This is a genomic window from Pantoea sp. PGP6, from assembly GCF_053474785.1.
Genome location: NZ_JBQBMA010000002.1, coordinates 338,026 through 353,626 on the forward strand (window position 1 = coordinate 338,026; position 15,601 = coordinate 353,626).

10 protein-coding genes are annotated in these 15,601 nt (G+C 57.4%); 4 read left to right on the forward strand and 6 right to left on the reverse strand.

Features of this window, described 5'->3' with window-relative positions:
• Nucleotides 1-433: 433 nt before the first annotated feature.
• Nucleotides 434-3,136 (reverse strand): HTH-type transcriptional regulator MalT, encoded by a 2,703-nt coding sequence (gene malT, locus ACLIBF_RS22040; RefSeq protein WP_448310668.1) that lies wholly within the window; start codon nt 3,134-3,136, stop codon nt 434-436.
• Between the two features lie 282 nt (nt 3,137-3,418).
• Here malT and malP point away from each other — a divergent pair, with 282 nt between their 5' ends.
• Both malP and malQ read left to right on the forward strand, forming a co-directional pair.
• A complete protein-coding gene (gene malP, locus ACLIBF_RS22045) occupies nt 3,419-5,821 on the forward strand; it encodes a maltodextrin phosphorylase (protein ID WP_448310669.1) in 2,403 nt (800 codons plus the stop codon).
• Between the two features lie 8 nt (nt 5,822-5,829).
• Nucleotides 5,830-7,911, forward strand: coding sequence for a 4-alpha-glucanotransferase (gene malQ, locus ACLIBF_RS22050; protein ID WP_448310670.1), 2,082 nt, complete (start codon nt 5,830-5,832; stop codon nt 7,909-7,911).
• 101 nt (nt 7,912-8,012) lie between these two features.
• Here malQ and ACLIBF_RS22055 read toward each other — a convergent pair whose 3' ends face one another.
• The 5 genes from ACLIBF_RS22055 to malK form a co-directional block, all read right to left on the reverse strand.
• The gene (locus ACLIBF_RS22055) at nt 8,013-8,393 is read right to left on the reverse strand and encodes a type II toxin-antitoxin system death-on-curing family toxin (protein WP_448310671.1); all 381 of its coding nucleotides are present in this window, start codon (nt 8,391-8,393) and stop codon (nt 8,013-8,015) included.
• Nucleotides 8,390-8,611 (reverse strand): type II toxin-antitoxin system Phd/YefM family antitoxin, encoded by a 222-nt coding sequence (locus tag ACLIBF_RS22060; protein ID WP_094119168.1) that lies wholly within the window; start codon nt 8,609-8,611, stop codon nt 8,390-8,392. The genes ACLIBF_RS22055 and ACLIBF_RS22060 overlap by 4 nt, the downstream gene beginning before the upstream one ends.
• Nucleotides 8,612-8,871: 260 nt before the next feature.
• Nucleotides 8,872-9,801 (reverse strand): maltose operon protein MalM, encoded by a 930-nt coding sequence (gene malM, locus ACLIBF_RS22065; RefSeq protein ID WP_448310672.1) that lies wholly within the window; start codon nt 9,799-9,801, stop codon nt 8,872-8,874.
• A gap of 104 nt (nt 9,802-9,905) precedes the next feature.
• A complete protein-coding gene (locus ACLIBF_RS22070; RefSeq protein WP_094119166.1) occupies nt 9,906-11,207 on the reverse strand; it encodes a maltoporin in 1,302 nt (433 codons plus the stop codon).
• A 42-nt stretch (nt 11,208-11,249) separates the two neighbouring features.
• Complete coding sequence (malK, locus tag ACLIBF_RS22075) at nt 11,250-12,359, reverse strand: maltose/maltodextrin ABC transporter ATP-binding protein MalK (RefSeq protein ID WP_094119165.1); 1,110 nt, start codon at nt 12,357-12,359, stop codon at nt 11,250-11,252.
• A gap of 361 nt (nt 12,360-12,720) precedes the next feature.
• Here malK and malE point away from each other — a divergent pair, with 361 nt between their 5' ends.
• Nucleotides 12,721-13,911, forward strand: coding sequence for a maltose/maltodextrin ABC transporter substrate-binding protein MalE (malE, locus tag ACLIBF_RS22080; RefSeq protein WP_448310673.1), 1,191 nt, complete (start codon nt 12,721-12,723; stop codon nt 13,909-13,911).
• Nucleotides 13,912-13,968: 57 nt separating this feature from the next.
• Nucleotides 13,969-15,495, forward strand: a complete 1,527-nt coding sequence (malF, locus tag ACLIBF_RS22085) for a maltose ABC transporter permease MalF (protein ID WP_448310674.1) — start codon at nt 13,969-13,971, stop codon at nt 15,493-15,495.
• The last annotated feature ends 106 nt before the right edge of the window (nt 15,496-15,601 follow it).

Below are 15,601 nucleotides of genomic sequence, written 5' to 3' on the forward strand. Positions count from 1 at the left end.
ATAAAGATCTAACATAGCGCCATTCGTCATTTTAAATCTACTTCTGATATACGGCCGGGAGGGTGTATTAAATATACCTTTCCAGCCTGGCAGAAGCACTGATATGTGGGGTGCTGATGCCCATTAAACCTACTGATACCAGCCTTGAAATCACCGCTCCTGTCTCATAGCGCGCTAAGTACAGCTGATACCTTTCACTCATAGCCCACCTGAAACTTCAGGGATCCCAGACGCTGTAGAATTTGTATCTCTTTAATTAATATCGTTTTGCAGGCTTAGATCCCATAACACCAACAGCGCTTTGACGGGACCGTAACTACATGCTTTGAGCCAGGAGCAGAAGTTAACAACTCTCCATGCATCACGTGAATTTTTTGCTTCAGATTCCCTTCAGCATGAGCGGGCTGATGCCCGCCCGCAGAGATACCCGACGTCAGACGTAACCCATCATTTTCAGCAGCGATTGCACCTGGTTCATCGCTTCAGACCGATGCGATACGCCCAGCTTCTGATAGAGGTTGCGGATATGGGTCTTGATGGTGGTGGACGCCACCGCCAGTTCACCGGCGATTTGATCATTGCTGTAGCCCGAATAGATTAATCCCAGCACCTGCCACTCACGCTGCGTCAGCGGACTGGTGCGGATCAGTTCCGGTACATCAGGATGGTTGAGTAACCGGCTGACAAACCCCTCATCAAAATGGGCGAACTTGTGACGGTGGTATTTGTTGATCTCCAGCAGAATCCGCCGGGCACGATGATTGTCCAGCTCATTCAGGGTATTCAGCTGAATCAGCTGGCGCAGCTGCTGCGCCATCATCTCGCCTTCAATCACAAAATGGCTGATAAAGCCGGTACTGCGCGCCAGTTTCAGCGCCTCGATCAGCGTGCGCTGCGCGTCTGCTTTGCGATCGGTTTGCCAGTAAATCTGATTAAGCAGCAGCAGATTACGATTCAAATCACTCATCAGCCGCAGATCACGGGCATTTTCGTTCAGCTCCTCCAGCACCACTTCCGCCTGACTGACATCACCCAGTAAAATCTGCGCCCGGGCGATGTTGCGCCACTGTCCCTGCAGGAAATGATTATTGGCAAAAGCCGGTTTCGGCGTTTGCCGCATCCAGTTGCTGGCGCTATCCCTGTCGCCGGTCATCTGCCAGTAGATCACCCGCACTTTATCGGCGTTAGCGATCCAATCGCTGTGCCAGCTGCCATTATTCAGCAGGTTTTCCAGCCGATTCAGATAGCTGCGGGCGTTATCTAAATTGCCACGTGCCAGCGAGCACTGCACCAGTAGCCCCAGACACTGAATCTGTTGCTGCGGCTGAAAGCCGGTCAGTACTTTGATGCCTTCGCGTGCCGCCTGCTCTGCTTCCTCCAGCCGTCCCCACGCCCACAGCAGCTGAGCACGGATACGAAGCAAAAACTCATGCAGCGGAAACTGCGCCAGATGCTGCTCGTCGACCAGCACAAAGGCCCGACTCTGGATTTCATAGGCCGCCTGCAAAAAGCCCTGAGCAAACAGGATCTCACTCTGCTGAATCAGGCTCCAGAGCGCGTAATGCCAGACTTCATCACGGCGTGCCATCTGTTCAGTCTGACGCATCAGGCTGAGTGAGTTGTCTAAATCGCCTTTGCAGTGCATCACCTCGCCGTGTACCGAGGTTGCCACGATGCGGCTGTAGTGACGGCTGGCGGGTAGGATATCCAGCGCCACTTTCGCCAGTCGCTCGGCCTCATCGGTGTTGCCATCGTTGATCGCCACCTGAGCGCGCAGCGCATTAAATTCGCCACGCAACGCATCATCAATTTCGCAGCGGCTGGCCTGTTCAAACCGGGCCAGCAGACTGTCCACTTCGGAAAAGCGATGCTGACTCTGCATCAGCCACGCCTGCAGCAGCACCAGCATCGGGTTTTCCAGCATCATTTCCCACGGCAGCGACTTAAGGGAGTTCTCCAGCAGCGGCAGTTCGCTCTGATTAAACAGCGTCCAGGCGTGCTTCAGCAGCACATCGCGCAGCATACTGGCATCGCCGGAGGCCAGCGCATGATGGATCGCCTCGCCAGGAAAGCCCTGCGCCATCCAGCTTTCCGCTGCGGCACGATGCAGTGCTGGCAGCTCCGCCGCCAGCTCCCACTGACAGCGCTGGCGCAGAAAATTACCAAACAGCGGATGGTAACTAAACCAGCAGCCGGAATCGTCCATGCGCTGCAAAAACAGCCCCTGGCGCTCAATCTCTTCCAGCCGCATCTGGCCGTTCTCTTCGCGGGTGACACCGGCGATCAGCTCATCGTTCATTGAGCGCAGCAGCGCGGTTTTCAGTAAAAAATGGCGGGTCGGCAGGTCGACATTATCCAGCACCTCTTCCACCAGATAATCAGAGAGATGACTGGCGTTAATGCCGGAAAGGCGGCGCGCTGAGTCCTGCGCCGCACTGGCACCCTGGCGCGCCGACAGCACGATCAGCTGCAGCGCGGTGGCCCAGCCCGCGACGTCATCGCACAGCTTGCCGCTCTCATCGCTTTCCAGTGGCGCGTCCAGCCGGCAGTCGAAAAACTGCCGGGCCTCCTGATGGGTAAAGGCCAGTTGCTGGCTGCCGAGTTCGATCAGCTGCTCACGTACCCGCAGGTTAGCGATGCCGAGTTGTGGCAGGTTACGTGATAGCAGGATCAGGGTCAGGTTTTCAGGCTGGTGACGCAGGAAAAAACGCATCGCGTCGTGAATAACCGGATTAGTGATCAGATGGTAGTCGTCAACGATCAGCCACAGTGGCTGCTGCCACTCCACCAGCTCAATAAACAGCTGCGAAAACAGGGCGTTGAGATTAACGTATTGTCGTTTCTGCGCCAGTAACTCACTGCGCGGACAGCCTCCGTTGCTGGCCTGTTGCAGTGCCGCAATCAGGTAGTCGGCGAACCGCTCCGGCTGATTGTCACCCTCGTCTAACGAATACCAGCCAAGATGCGTTTTACCCGCCGCCCACTGCGACACCAGCGTGGTTTTGCCGTAGCCCGCCGGACTGGTGATCAGCACCAGTCGGTAATTGCCGGCAGCGGTCAGTTTTTGCAGCAATCTTTCACGGATGACGGTGCCTTCAAGGCGAACCGGGCGGCTGAGTTTTGAGGGTATTAACATGGGCGCACGTTTCTCCATTCACGTCCAGCGCATCATTATTTTACGCTTCGTAATTATTCCTTACACGTTCAGCCATTCGCCTTGCGAATGCAAGTAAACCCATCAAGTTAACTTTACAAAAGCGCGCGCAATCACACTCCTGGCGTGCTTTCAGATTAGCCTCAGCCTCTCCACCCTCCTTCTCCTCCTGGTCTGATTCACTTCAGGAGGAGGAGCCTTTCCTGTCGCACGGGCACACTGATGCCACATTGACCCATCGACTGTTCTGACAGGACACTAACCATGACACAGCCCGAATTTAACCCTGAACATTTTACTGCTGCCCTGACGCGTCAGTGGCAACGTTTTGGCTTGCGCGATGCGCGGGACATGACCCATGCCCAGTGGTGGCAGGCGCTGAGCGGCGCACTGGCTGATCTGCTGGCGGCACAGCCTGCGGTTGCGTCGGACAGTTCGCTGCGCCATGTCAACTACCTGTCGATGGAGTTTCTGATTGGCCGGCTGACCGGCAACAATCTGCTGAATCTCGGCTGGTATAACGCAGTCAATGAGGCGCTGGCGGGCTGGGATATTTCACTGACTGAAGTGCTGGAAAATGAAACCGACCCAGCACTGGGTAACGGCGGCCTCGGACGACTGGCTGCCTGTTTTCTCGACTCGATGGCAACGGTCGGCCAGCCCGCTATCGGCTATGGCCTGAACTACCAGTACGGTTTGTTCCGCCAGCGCTTCGAAGATGGCGCACAGCACGAAACCCCTGATGACTGGCAGCGCGATCGCTATCCGTGGTTTAACCATAACGCGGCGCTGAATGTTGAGGTGGGTCTGGGCGGCAAAGTCACCACCCTCGACGGACATCCGCACTGGCAACCGGCATTCGTGCTGCAGGGCGAAGCCTGGGATTTGCCGGTAGTGGGATACCAGAACGGCGTAAGTCAGCCGTTACGCTTGTGGCAGGCTAAGCACGCGCAGCCGTTCAATCTTAACCGGTTTAACGACGGCGATTTCCTGCGTGCTGAACAGCAGGGTATCGACGCCGAAAAACTGACTAAAGTGCTCTACCCGAATGACAATCATCAGAACGGTAAAAAACTGCGTCTGATGCAGCAATATTTCCAGTGCGCCTGTGCGCTGGCCGACATTCTGCGCCGCCATCATCAGGCCGGACGTAGCATTGAGTCGCTGGCCGATCACGAAGTGATTCAGCTTAACGACACACACCCGACGCTGGCGATCCCTGAACTGATGCGCCTGCTGCTGGATGAGCATCAGCTCAGCTGGGATCGCGCCTGGCAGATTACTCAACAGACCTTTGCTTACACCAACCACACCCTGATGCCGGAAGCGCTGGAGTGCTGGGATGTGCGCCTGGTGCGCAGCCTGCTGCCGCGCCATATGATGATCATCAACACGCTCAATGCCCAGCTGAAAACGCGGGTTGAAGCACGCTGGCCGGGCGATCAGGCAAAATGGGCGAAGCTGGCGCTGGTGCATAACAACCAGCTGCGCATGGCGAACCTGTGCGTCACCAGCGGCTTTGCGGTGAACGGCGTGGCGGCACTGCACTCGAAACTGGTGGTGCAGGATCTGTTTCCGGAATATCACCAGCTGTGGCCGGAAAAATTCCATAACGTTACCAACGGCATCACGCCGCGTCGCTGGATCAATCAGTGCAACCCGGCGCTGAGTGCGTTAATCGACAAAACGCTGCAAAAACCCTGGCTGAACGATCTTGATGCGCTACAGGGACTGGAGGCGTTTGCCGACGATGCGGCGTTCCGCGCGGAATATCGCGCCATCAAGCAGCAGAACAAAGAGGCACTGGCGAAATGGATCGCGGCGCGTACCAGGATTGAGATCGATCCTGAGGCGCTGTTCGACGTGCAGATTAAACGCCTGCATGAGTACAAACGTCAGCATCTGAGCCTGCTGCACATTATTGCGCTGTGGCAAACGCTGGTCACCGATCCGCAGGCTAATCGGGTGCCGCGCGTGGTGCTGTTCGGAGCCAAAGCAGCCCCAGGCTACGCACTGGCGAAGAACATCATTTATGCCATCAACAAAGTCGCGGAAACCATTAACCAGGACCCACGGGTCGGCAACCGTCTGAAAGTGGTGTTTGTGCCTGACTACAACGTTTCGGTGGCCGAGCGGCTAATTCCGGCGGCCGATCTCTCCGAGCAGATTTCCACCGCCGGTAAAGAAGCCTCCGGCACCGGCAACATGAAGCTGGCGCTCAACGGCGCACTGACCATCGGCACGCTGGATGGCGCTAACGTTGAAATCGCCGAGCAGGTTGGCAGCGAGAATATCTTTATTTTCGGTCATACCGTGGATCAGGTAGTGGCGTTAAAGGCCGATGGTTATGCCCCGGCACAGTGGCGTAAAAAAGATCATCAGCTCAATCAGGTGTTGCAGGCGCTGGAAGATGGCACCTTCAGTCAGGGCGACTGCACGGCGTTTGACGCAATGCTGCACAGCCTCGGCCCGGAAGGCGGCGACCCGTATCTGGTGCTGGCCGATTTCCAGCCCTATCTTGATGCGCAGGCCCAGGTGGAAGCGCTGTGGAGCGATCAGGATGCCTGGACACGCGCCACCATCCTGAATACCGCGCGTTGCGGCATGTTCAGTTCAGATCGTGCCATTCGCGACTATCAACAGCGTATCTGGCAAGCCACGCGCTAAGGAACGCCATGAAAACCGAACAGGTACTGGATCCGTTTTCTCAGGCAGGCATTGCCGCCGAGTATATTAATGCCCACGGCCAGCCGCAGGCGATCCCGGCCGCCACCCGCCAGCGTTTGCTGGCGGTGATGCAGCCGCCGCGCCCTTCCACCACCCCGTTACCACCGGTGCTGATTTTCCGCAGTAACGAGGTGCTGAGCCTCTCTCCGCAACTCAGTACAGAAGCGCACTGGCAACTCACCCGCGAGTCGGGTGAAATCACCGCGGGCCGCTGCCAGCCGGGACAGCCTCTGCGTCTGCCGCCGCTGGCTGAAGGTTATCATCAGCTGACGTTGCAGCAGGCGCATCAGCAGTGGACCTGTCAGGTAATTATCGCGCCGTCGCGCTGTTATGAGCCGCCTGCGCTGGTGGCGGGTCACGCTTTATGGGGTGCCTGCGTCCAGCTTTATACGCTGCGTTCAGCAGAGAACTGGGGCATCGGTGATTTCGGTGATTTACGCCGGATGCTGCCGGAGGTGGCGGCACGCGGCGGCGCATTTATCGGTCTGAACCCGATCCATGCGCTGTTCCCGGCCTCGCCCGACAGCGCCAGCCCTTACAGTCCCTCGTCACGCCGCTGGCTGAATGTGATATACATCGATGTGAGCGCGGTCGCGGATTTTCAGCGTTCGCCAGCGGCACAGGCGTGGTGGCAGCAGGCTGCAACGCAGCAGGCGCTGGAACAGGCACGTGCGGCAGAGTGGGTGGATTATGCGGCCGTTACCCGGCTAAAAATGGCTGCGCTCCGCTTAGCCTGGCCGCAGTTTACGCAGCGTGAGGCCGATGATGCCGACGTGCGGGCGTTTAACGCCTTTATTCAGCAAGGCGGCGAAAGCCTGTTACATCAGGCGCTGTTTGATGCGCTGCATGCCGACCAGATGGCGCAGGATAGCCAGCGCTGGGGCTGGCCGGTGTGGCCAGAGGCGTTACAGCAACCTGACAGTCCGGCAGTGCAGCAATTCCTTCACCAGCAAGGCGATCAGGTGCGTTTCTGGCTGTGGTTACAATGGCTGGCTACAGAGCAGTTTGCCGCCTGTTGGCACTGCAGTCAGCAGCAGCAGATGCCGATTGGACTCTATCGCGATCTGGCGGTCGGCGTGGCGCAAGGCGGGGCCGAAACCTGGAGCGAGCGTCATCTCTACTGCCTGGATGCCAGCGTCGGCGCGCCACCCGATATTCTGGGCCCACGCGGCCAGGACTGGGGATTACCGCCGATGGACCCACAGGTGATGCAGCAGCGAGCCTGGCAGCCGTGGATTGCTCTGTTGCGCGCCAATATGCGCGACTGTGGCGCGTTGCGTATCGATCATGTGATGGCGTTACTGCGCCTGTGGTGGATCCCTGCTGGTCAGGGCGCAGCGAACGGCGCTTATGTCCACTATCCGATCGATGATTTACTGGCGATCCTGGCGCTGGAAAGTCAGCGTAACCGCTGCATGGTGATCGGTGAGGATCTGGGCACCGTTCCGGCAGAAATTGTCGATAAGCTGCGCGACGGCGGGGTTTATTCCTACAAAGTGCTCTATTTTGAACAGGCCACTGCGCAGGGTTTTCGTCCACCGGCCGAGTGGCCGCGTCAGGCGATGGCCGTCGCCACCACGCATGATTTACCGACGCTGCGCGGCTGGTGGCAAAGCGACGATCTCACCCTCGGGGCCAGGCTCGGTCTCTATCCTGACAAAGTGGTGCTGGCGGGGTTATATCAGGATCGGTTGCGGGCGAAACAGGCGTTGCTGAACAGCCTGCACCGGGTCGGCGCGCTGCCTAAACGTGCTGGCCGCGATGCACGCCGTACCCAGATGAGCAATGCGCTGAACCGGGCGATGCAGCGTTACCTGGCTGACAGCCACAGTGCATTGCTGGGTCTGCAACCGGAGGACTGGCTGGATATGGCGGCACCGGTTAATATTCCCGGCACCAGCGACGAGTATCCGAACTGGCGACGCAAACTCAGCGCCACGCTGGAGACGTTGTTCAGCGATCCCGCCACCGACACGCTGCTGCGTGATCTGACGGCTCGCCGGAAAACCTTGTTAAGAGATAAGGGATGAAGCACTGAACTACAGTTAAAAACCAGGCGGTCAGTGATGAGCCTGGTTTTTAACTCAACCTCTGCCGGTGGGCGGGTTGTGCAAAACCGCAGGATCAGGGTTCAGGAGGAGAGAGATAGACGGCGTAAAACAGCAGCAACCTGATCGGGCGTAACAGCGCCGGTCGCGGCCGAGACGGTTAATTCCTCAAGTTCGTCATCTTCATCCCGAATAGCAATTCCGTTACGGTTTAAAAAAACCATCGCAACGAAAAAGGCTGTTCGCTTATTGCCATCATTGAAAATATGCCCACGGGCGATCGCAACCAGATAAATTGCGGCCAGCGCATAAATATCTGTCACATTTTCATAATACAGCTGATTTTGTACCCGATGAATAATCGCCTCGGCCCTTTCGGGATCAGGCATCCCCGGGATGCCCGGCAGCAGAGTCAACAAGCGATCATGGAAGCCTATCACCTCCTGCGCACTGACCCATTTCATCGATCAGCCAGCGCCTTAATGGTTCGGCCATGTCGCCCCATAATGGTGGCAAATTCAGCATCCAGTTTCGCCTCTTGCCACGCGTTGAAGTCATTGCGGCTAATCAGCACGGCGGAAGAACCATCACGCCGGGTGATCTCTACCGGCTCGCCAGCGGTGGCTTTTTCCATAACCTCAGCAATATTTTGCCGGGCCTGAGTTGTGGTATAGCTGCGCATAAAACCTCCATCAATGTTATTCTGAAATGTACATAACAAACGTACAACTCACAAGGTATATTGTCTCCCTTTGGCAGCACAAAATCAGAAACCTTACGTTTTTTGCACGACGTGGAATGGGTTGCGGGTATCTCATAGATGGGCAGAGTAGCCGCCCGGGATGACAGATGGAACCGTTCTCAGATAGGGAATTTCTGCCGCATAAAAAAGGTGCGCCGCAGCGCACCAGGTGGGACAACATCAGTATTGTCGGGGCCGCTTCACCCCTTGCCTTTAACACTACTGATAAAGGTCTGCCGGGCAGAGGTCGATCCCAGCCGCTCGGCTTCATCCAGCAGCTTCAGCGCTTTATCGATATTGCCGCTATCAACCGCCTGTTTAATCTTCTGATTAAAGTAACCCTCTGTGTCACTCATGATCGGTTCCGCTTTTGCCGCAGGCGCTGTGGCCGCTGCCGGTGCAGCACGATAGGCCGATGCCGGAGCCGTGTTGCCAACGGTAACCGAACCCGGACCGGAAGAGCCAAACAGCGGGCCGACCAGAATTGATGATCCGGAACTGGTCTGTAACTTCAGCTTCAGCGTGCCTTGACTGATGTGGCGCGCAATCGGATCGGGAATATCCGGCACCGCGTGACCCGTGCCCTGCGCGTAAGCCTTGGCCGGATCAAGCAGCGTGGTGGTCTGTGTCAGATCCTGTTCGGTGGTAAACACCAGCAGGTAAATTTTTTGCTGGCCCAGCGCGGGCGTCAGCTTCATCACCCCTTCCAGCCGGTCCGCCGCCATCACACCCGGTTTCTGGTAGGTAAAATAGCGGCTCGGGAACCAGGCGGCGGGCCGCATATTTTCATCCAGCACCAGTACGTTCGGGGCGAAAACCTGATTGTTCGCCACTTCGCTGCTCAGCGTCACCGTCAGTTCACCGATGTTGGCTGGCAGACTAAAGGCCGCCACCGGTCCGGCGATGTGCGGGGCATTCAGCGACTGTCCGCTGTTCGCCAGCTGGATAGTCTGGGACTGTGAAGCACTCACCGGCTGCCAGCTCAGGTGTTGCAGCTGGTCCGGTGCAACCTGCGGGGCAGAGGAGAGATCCTGCGGCACCAGATTGATGTCCGCCAGGGCTGGCAGACTGTGTCCGGCCAGTAACGCCGCGCTCAGGCAGAGCGCCGTCAGAGTTTTTGTCATTTTCATTATGCCTACCTTATTGCAGGCCACGGCGCGAACCAGGCAATGGCGCACCGTGACCCAAAAGACCTGTCAGGCGCGCAGCCGCGCCTGTGCTGGAGAGCGTCGGCTTACCACCAGATTTCCATCTGCGCACCGAAGGTAATCTCGTCGTTATCGCCACGGCTGTTAGTCAGGATGCCGTTACCGGTACTGTCAGCAGAGGCGAAGGTGGTGAGATCGCCAGAGCTGTCTTTGCTGTAGCCCCACTTCTCATCCCATTTGGCGTAAGTTGCGAACACGCGCAGTGCCGGACGGGACCAGATGCTGTCACCGGCCTGCCACTGCTGTGCCAGCGTCACTTTATACTGGCCGTTGCGCTCGTTAGCCTGCTGCGACTTCACATTGTCGTAGCCCAGCTCCAGCAGGGTACTCATGATCGGTGTCCATTTGTACATCGGGCGCACACCCACGGTGTACCATTCGGTTCCGCGGTTATTATCCAGATCGATATTCTGATACATCGCCACGTACATCAGATCCCAGCGTTCCGCCAGCGAGATCGCGCCGTGATCGAGGATACGATACATGTCGCCGTTGTTGTTGAGGCTGGTACCCTGCGGCACGCCTTTGCCCTGCGAGGTCAGCGCATCGGTGGCATACTGCAGCACAAATTTATTGTAGCCCTTCAGCATGCTCTGGGTATGTTCAGCCGTGAACATCCAGCCATCTTTGGAGGCGCCATCTTCCAGACGGTAGTCGTCACGGGCATTGGCGCGACCGTAGTCGACCCCCAGTTCCAGTACGCCGTTGGTGTTGGTTTCCAGCCCGGCCAGTCGCACGTCAAACACATCGTTGGCGGTGCTGGTGGCGAAGTCACGAATACGATCGCTGGAGAAGGTATATGAACCGCCCGCTTCTGACGAGCGGGTGGCGGCGAATGACAGCTTACCGAAACCGAGATCCACATCTTCCAGACCGGCGCCCGGACCGGAGATATCCCAGTAGTAGAAGTCAATCATGTGAACGTCATGGCGCTGATAGAAACGCTTACCGGCCCAGATGGTGGAACCTGGCAGCGCATCGATCAGGTTTTTTCCCTTCACGTTGGCTTCACGGAAAGCCGGTGACGTCGCTTCCCAGTCATTCTGCTGCGCCACGGAGTAGGCCACGTTGGTGTCGAAATAGAAGCTCTTGTCGCCTTCTTTCCACACTTCCTGGCCTAATTTTAATTCGGCGTAGGTTTCGCATTCGTTACCCAGACGGTATTTACTTTGAGCACCGGTGGCCTGAAAGCATTGCTGTTCACCACCACTGCCGGTCCAGCCAATGCCGGAACGGGCGTACCCGGTAAAATCGACCGCCATCGTCGGGGCGGAGAGGGTTCCCACCGCGACGGCAACGGCGAGGGGAAGTTTGCGCATAGTTAACATTTTCTATCTCCTGAGGTCATTGCTTTTATTGTTTTGGCAGGGCTATACACCCGGCTCCTGATACAGCCTGCGACAGGCGCTCCCGTCCTCACGGAACAGGTGACAACGCTCGGGCGGCAGGCCGATACCGAGGATGGCGCCCTCTTTTACCAGCACGACGTCCTCCTGGCGGTAGACCAGGTTTTGACGAATGGCGGGAATCTGGATGTGGATCTGGGTTTCGTGTCCCAGTTGCTCCACCACCTGCACTTCACCCTCAAGGGTAACGTCAGCGATATCGCTGGAGAGCAGATGTTCAGGGCGGATGCCCAGTGACATGTTGCTGCCGATCTGCACGCCTGCGCTGTCGACCGGCAGCCAGACCAGCTGCTGATTGGGCAGCCGGACCTGCACCTGATCGATGGCGGTAGCGGTCACTTTGACCGGCAGAAAATTCATTTTCGGTGAGCCGATAAAGCCGGCAACGAAGCGATTGGCGGGATAGTGGTAGAGCTCCAGTGGCTTACCCACCTGCGCGATATGCCCGGCATCGAGCACCACAATCTTATCGGCCAGCGTCATCGCTTCGATCTGATCGTGCGTGACGTAAATCATGGTGCGTTTCAGTCGCTTATGCAGACGGGAGATCTCAATCCGCATCTGGACACGCAGCGCCGCATCGAGGTTTGAGAGCGGTTCATCCAGCAGGAAAACCCGCGGTTCCGCCACCAGCGTCCGGCCAATCGCCACGCGCTGACGCTGCCCGCCGGATAGCGCTTTGGGGCGACGGTCCAGCAGATGCGCCAGTTGCAGGATCTCCGCCACCTGATTCACCCGCTGATGAATTTCGGCTTTTTTTACCCCGGCCAGCTTCAGGCCAAAAGACATGTTTTCCGCTACCGACAGGTGCGGATAGAGCGCATAGGATTGAAACACCATGCCGATACCGCGCTCGGCGGGCGGCACCTCATTCATGCGGCGGTCACCAATCAGCAGCTCCCCGCTGGTGATGGTTTCCAGTCCGGCAATCATGCGCAGCAGTGTTGATTTTCCACAGCCTGATGGGCCAACAAAAACGACAAATTCCCCTTCACGAATAGTGAGATCGATATCTTTCGATACCACCGTATCGCCCCAGGCTTTTGTGACATTGCGTAGCACAACGCTCGCCATGATCCCTTCCCTCTTAGCTGCTCATTCGTGTCTGCTCTCGGCAAACGGGTTCCGGGGCTTACTATGCGCAACGATGGCGGGGCTAACATCCTCCGCCGTAGCGCAACCTGCTGGGGGAGGAGACGGGAGGAGGAGAAAGCGGGGCTGACGCGGCGGCGGGCGGCGGGCGGCTGTTTTTTGTGATCGCTAACGCAGACCTGCCGGTTTTTTTAGCCCGTATCCGGCCGGTTCGCCCACTTTTTGCCAGCGCGATCACACCCCTCAGCCACAGGGCGTAGAGCGAAGGAGGATGAGAAGCGGTGACGGATGCGCACAATGTTGCCGGTAGAGTAATCACCGCTTCCGCAAACAGGATGGACTTATGACGATGAAAACCGGTGCACGAATTCTGGCCCTCTCTGCCCTCTCTGCCGTGCTGTTTTCAGCATCCGCAGTGGCGAAAATTGAGGAAGGCAAGTTGGTCATCTGGATCAACGGCGACAAGGGCTATAACGGCCTTGCCGAGGTCGGTAAGAAGTTTGAACAGGAGACCGGCATTAAAGTGACGGTGGAGCATCCTGACAAGATGGAAGAAAAATATCCGCAGGTTGCCGCCACCGGCGATGGCCCGGATATCATCTTCTGGGCGCATGACCGCTTTGGCGGCTACGCCCAATCCGGCCTGCTGGCTGAGATCAGCCCGGACGCCAGCTTCCAGCAAAAAATCTTCCCTTTCACCTGGGATGCGGTGCGCTTCGACGGCAAGCTGATCGGTTATCCGATTTCGGTTGAATCCCTGTCGCTGATTTACAACAAAAAGCTGCTGCCACAACCACCGAAAACCTGGGAAGAGATTGCCGGGCTCGACAAGCAACTGCGCGCCAAAGGCAAAAGCGCCCTCATGTTTAACCTGCAGGAACCCTACTTCACCTGGCCGCTGCTGGCCGCCGGTGGCGCTTATGCCTTTAAGCTGAATGAGGGACGCTATGACGTGAAAGATGTCGGCGTGGATAACGCCGGTGCCAAAGCGGGTATGCAGTTCCTGGTCGATCAGGTTAAAGCCAAAACCCTGAATGCCGACACCGACTATTCGATTGCTGAAGCCGCCTTCAATAAAGGGGAAACCGCCATGACCATTAACGGTCCCTGGGCGTGGAGCAACATCGATAAAAGCGGCATCGACTATGGCGTAGCTGAGTTACCGACCCTGAACGGTAAACCGTCGAAAGCCTTTGTCGGGGTGCTGAGTGCCGGGATCAACGCCGCCAGCCCTAACAAAGAGCTGGCAAAAGAGTTCCTGGAAAACTACCTGCTGACCGATGCCGGACTGGATGCGGTTAACAAGGACAAGCCGCTGGGTGCCGTGGCGCTGAAATCATTCCAGCAGACGCTGGAAAAAGATTCCCGCATTGCCGCCACTATGAGCAACGCCCGCCACGGCGATATTATGCCGAACGTTCCGCAAATGGCCGCGTTCTGGTACGCGATGCGCACCGCTACCCTGAATGCGCTGGGTGGTCGTCAGAGCGTGGACGCCGCACTGAAAGATGCACAGGCGCGCCTGAAAAAGTAATCCTCCCTTTATAGCCGGGGCAACCCGGCTTGAGTGACCGTTAAGGAAAACCGCATCATGTCAGGAAAACCGAAAACGCCAAGTCTGTTGATTAAAAGCGTTCTCATCGGGATCTGCTGTCTGCTGGTCGGCTATCTGCTGGTGCTGATGTACGCACAGGGCGAGTATCTGTTTGCGCTGCTAACGCTGATTCTCAGTGCGCTCGGCCTGTGGATTTACGCTAATCGTCGCGCCTACGCCTGGCGCTATGTCTATCCCGGCGTGGCGGGAATGGCGCTGTTTGTGCTATTTCCCCTCGCCTGTACCATTGCTATCGCCTTCACCAACTACAGCAGCACCAACCAGCTTACCTTTGAACGGGCGCAGCAGGTGCTGATGAGCCGTTCTTTCCAGTCGGGCGAAGCGGTTAATTTCTCGCTTTATCCGGCGGGCGACCGCTGGCAGCTGGTGCTGAGCGAAGGCGAACAGCATTATGTTTCTCCGCCGTTTCGCTTTGGTGACGAACAACAGCTGAAAATGCAGCCCGCCGCGCAACCGGCTGGCGATCGCGCCACGCTGAGAGTCATCACCGGCAATCGCCAGGCGCTGAGCCAGATCAGTGCGGTGCTGCCGGATGGCCGCCAGTTACGCATGAGCTCGCTGCGCCAGTTCTCCGGTACTCAGCCGCTGTATCAGGTTGGCGCGCAGGATGAACTGACCAATCAACAGAGCGGCGTGCATTATCGCGCTAACCCGCAAACCGGTTTCTATCAGGCGATTAACGCCGACGGCAGCTGGGCAAATGAAACATTGAGTCCTGGTTTCACCGTCAATACCGGCTGGAAGAATTTCCTGCGGGTCTTTACCGATGAGGGCATACAGAAGCCGTTCCTGGCAATCTTTGGCTGGACGATGTTGTTCTCGTTGATCACTGTGGTGCTGACCGTGGCGGTCGGCATGGTGCTGGCCTGTCTGGTGCAGTGGGAGGCGCTGCGCGGCAAAGCGGTTTATCGGGTGATGCTGATCCTGCCTTATGCGGTGCCGGCGTTTATCTCGATCCTGATCTTTAAGGGACTGTTCAACCAAAGCTTTGGCGAGATCAACGTGATGCTCAGCGCACTGTTTGGTGTCAAACCGGCCTGGTTCAGCGATCCGACGCTGGCGCGCACCATGCTGATTATCGTCAACACCTGGCTCGGTTATCCCTACATGATGATTCTCTGCATGGGGCTGCTGAAAGCGATTCCTGACGATCTCTATGAAGCTTCGGCGATGGACGGTGCCGGGCCGTTGCAGAACTTCTTCCTGATTACGTTGCCGCTGCTGCTCAAGCCGTTGATGCCGCTGATGATCGCCAGCTTCGCCTTTAACTTTAATAACTTTGTGCTGGTGCAGTTGCTGACCAACGGCGGACCGGATCGCATCGGGACCACCACCCCAGCGGGCTATACCGATTTGCTGGTCAACTACACCTGGCGCATCGCTTTTGAAGGCGGCGGCGGACAGGACTTTGGACTGGCGGCGGCGATCGCTACCCTGATCTTCCTGCTGGTGGGTGCGCTGGCGGTGATTAACCTCAAAGCGTCGCGAATGAAATTCGACTAAGAGTCTGGCCCAACTGGCGTCATTGTTGCAGGCCGTCCGGAGACGGACAGCGCGGAACAAGCAGGCGTACACCTGGTACGTGAGGATGATGAGCACTGCCCAGGTT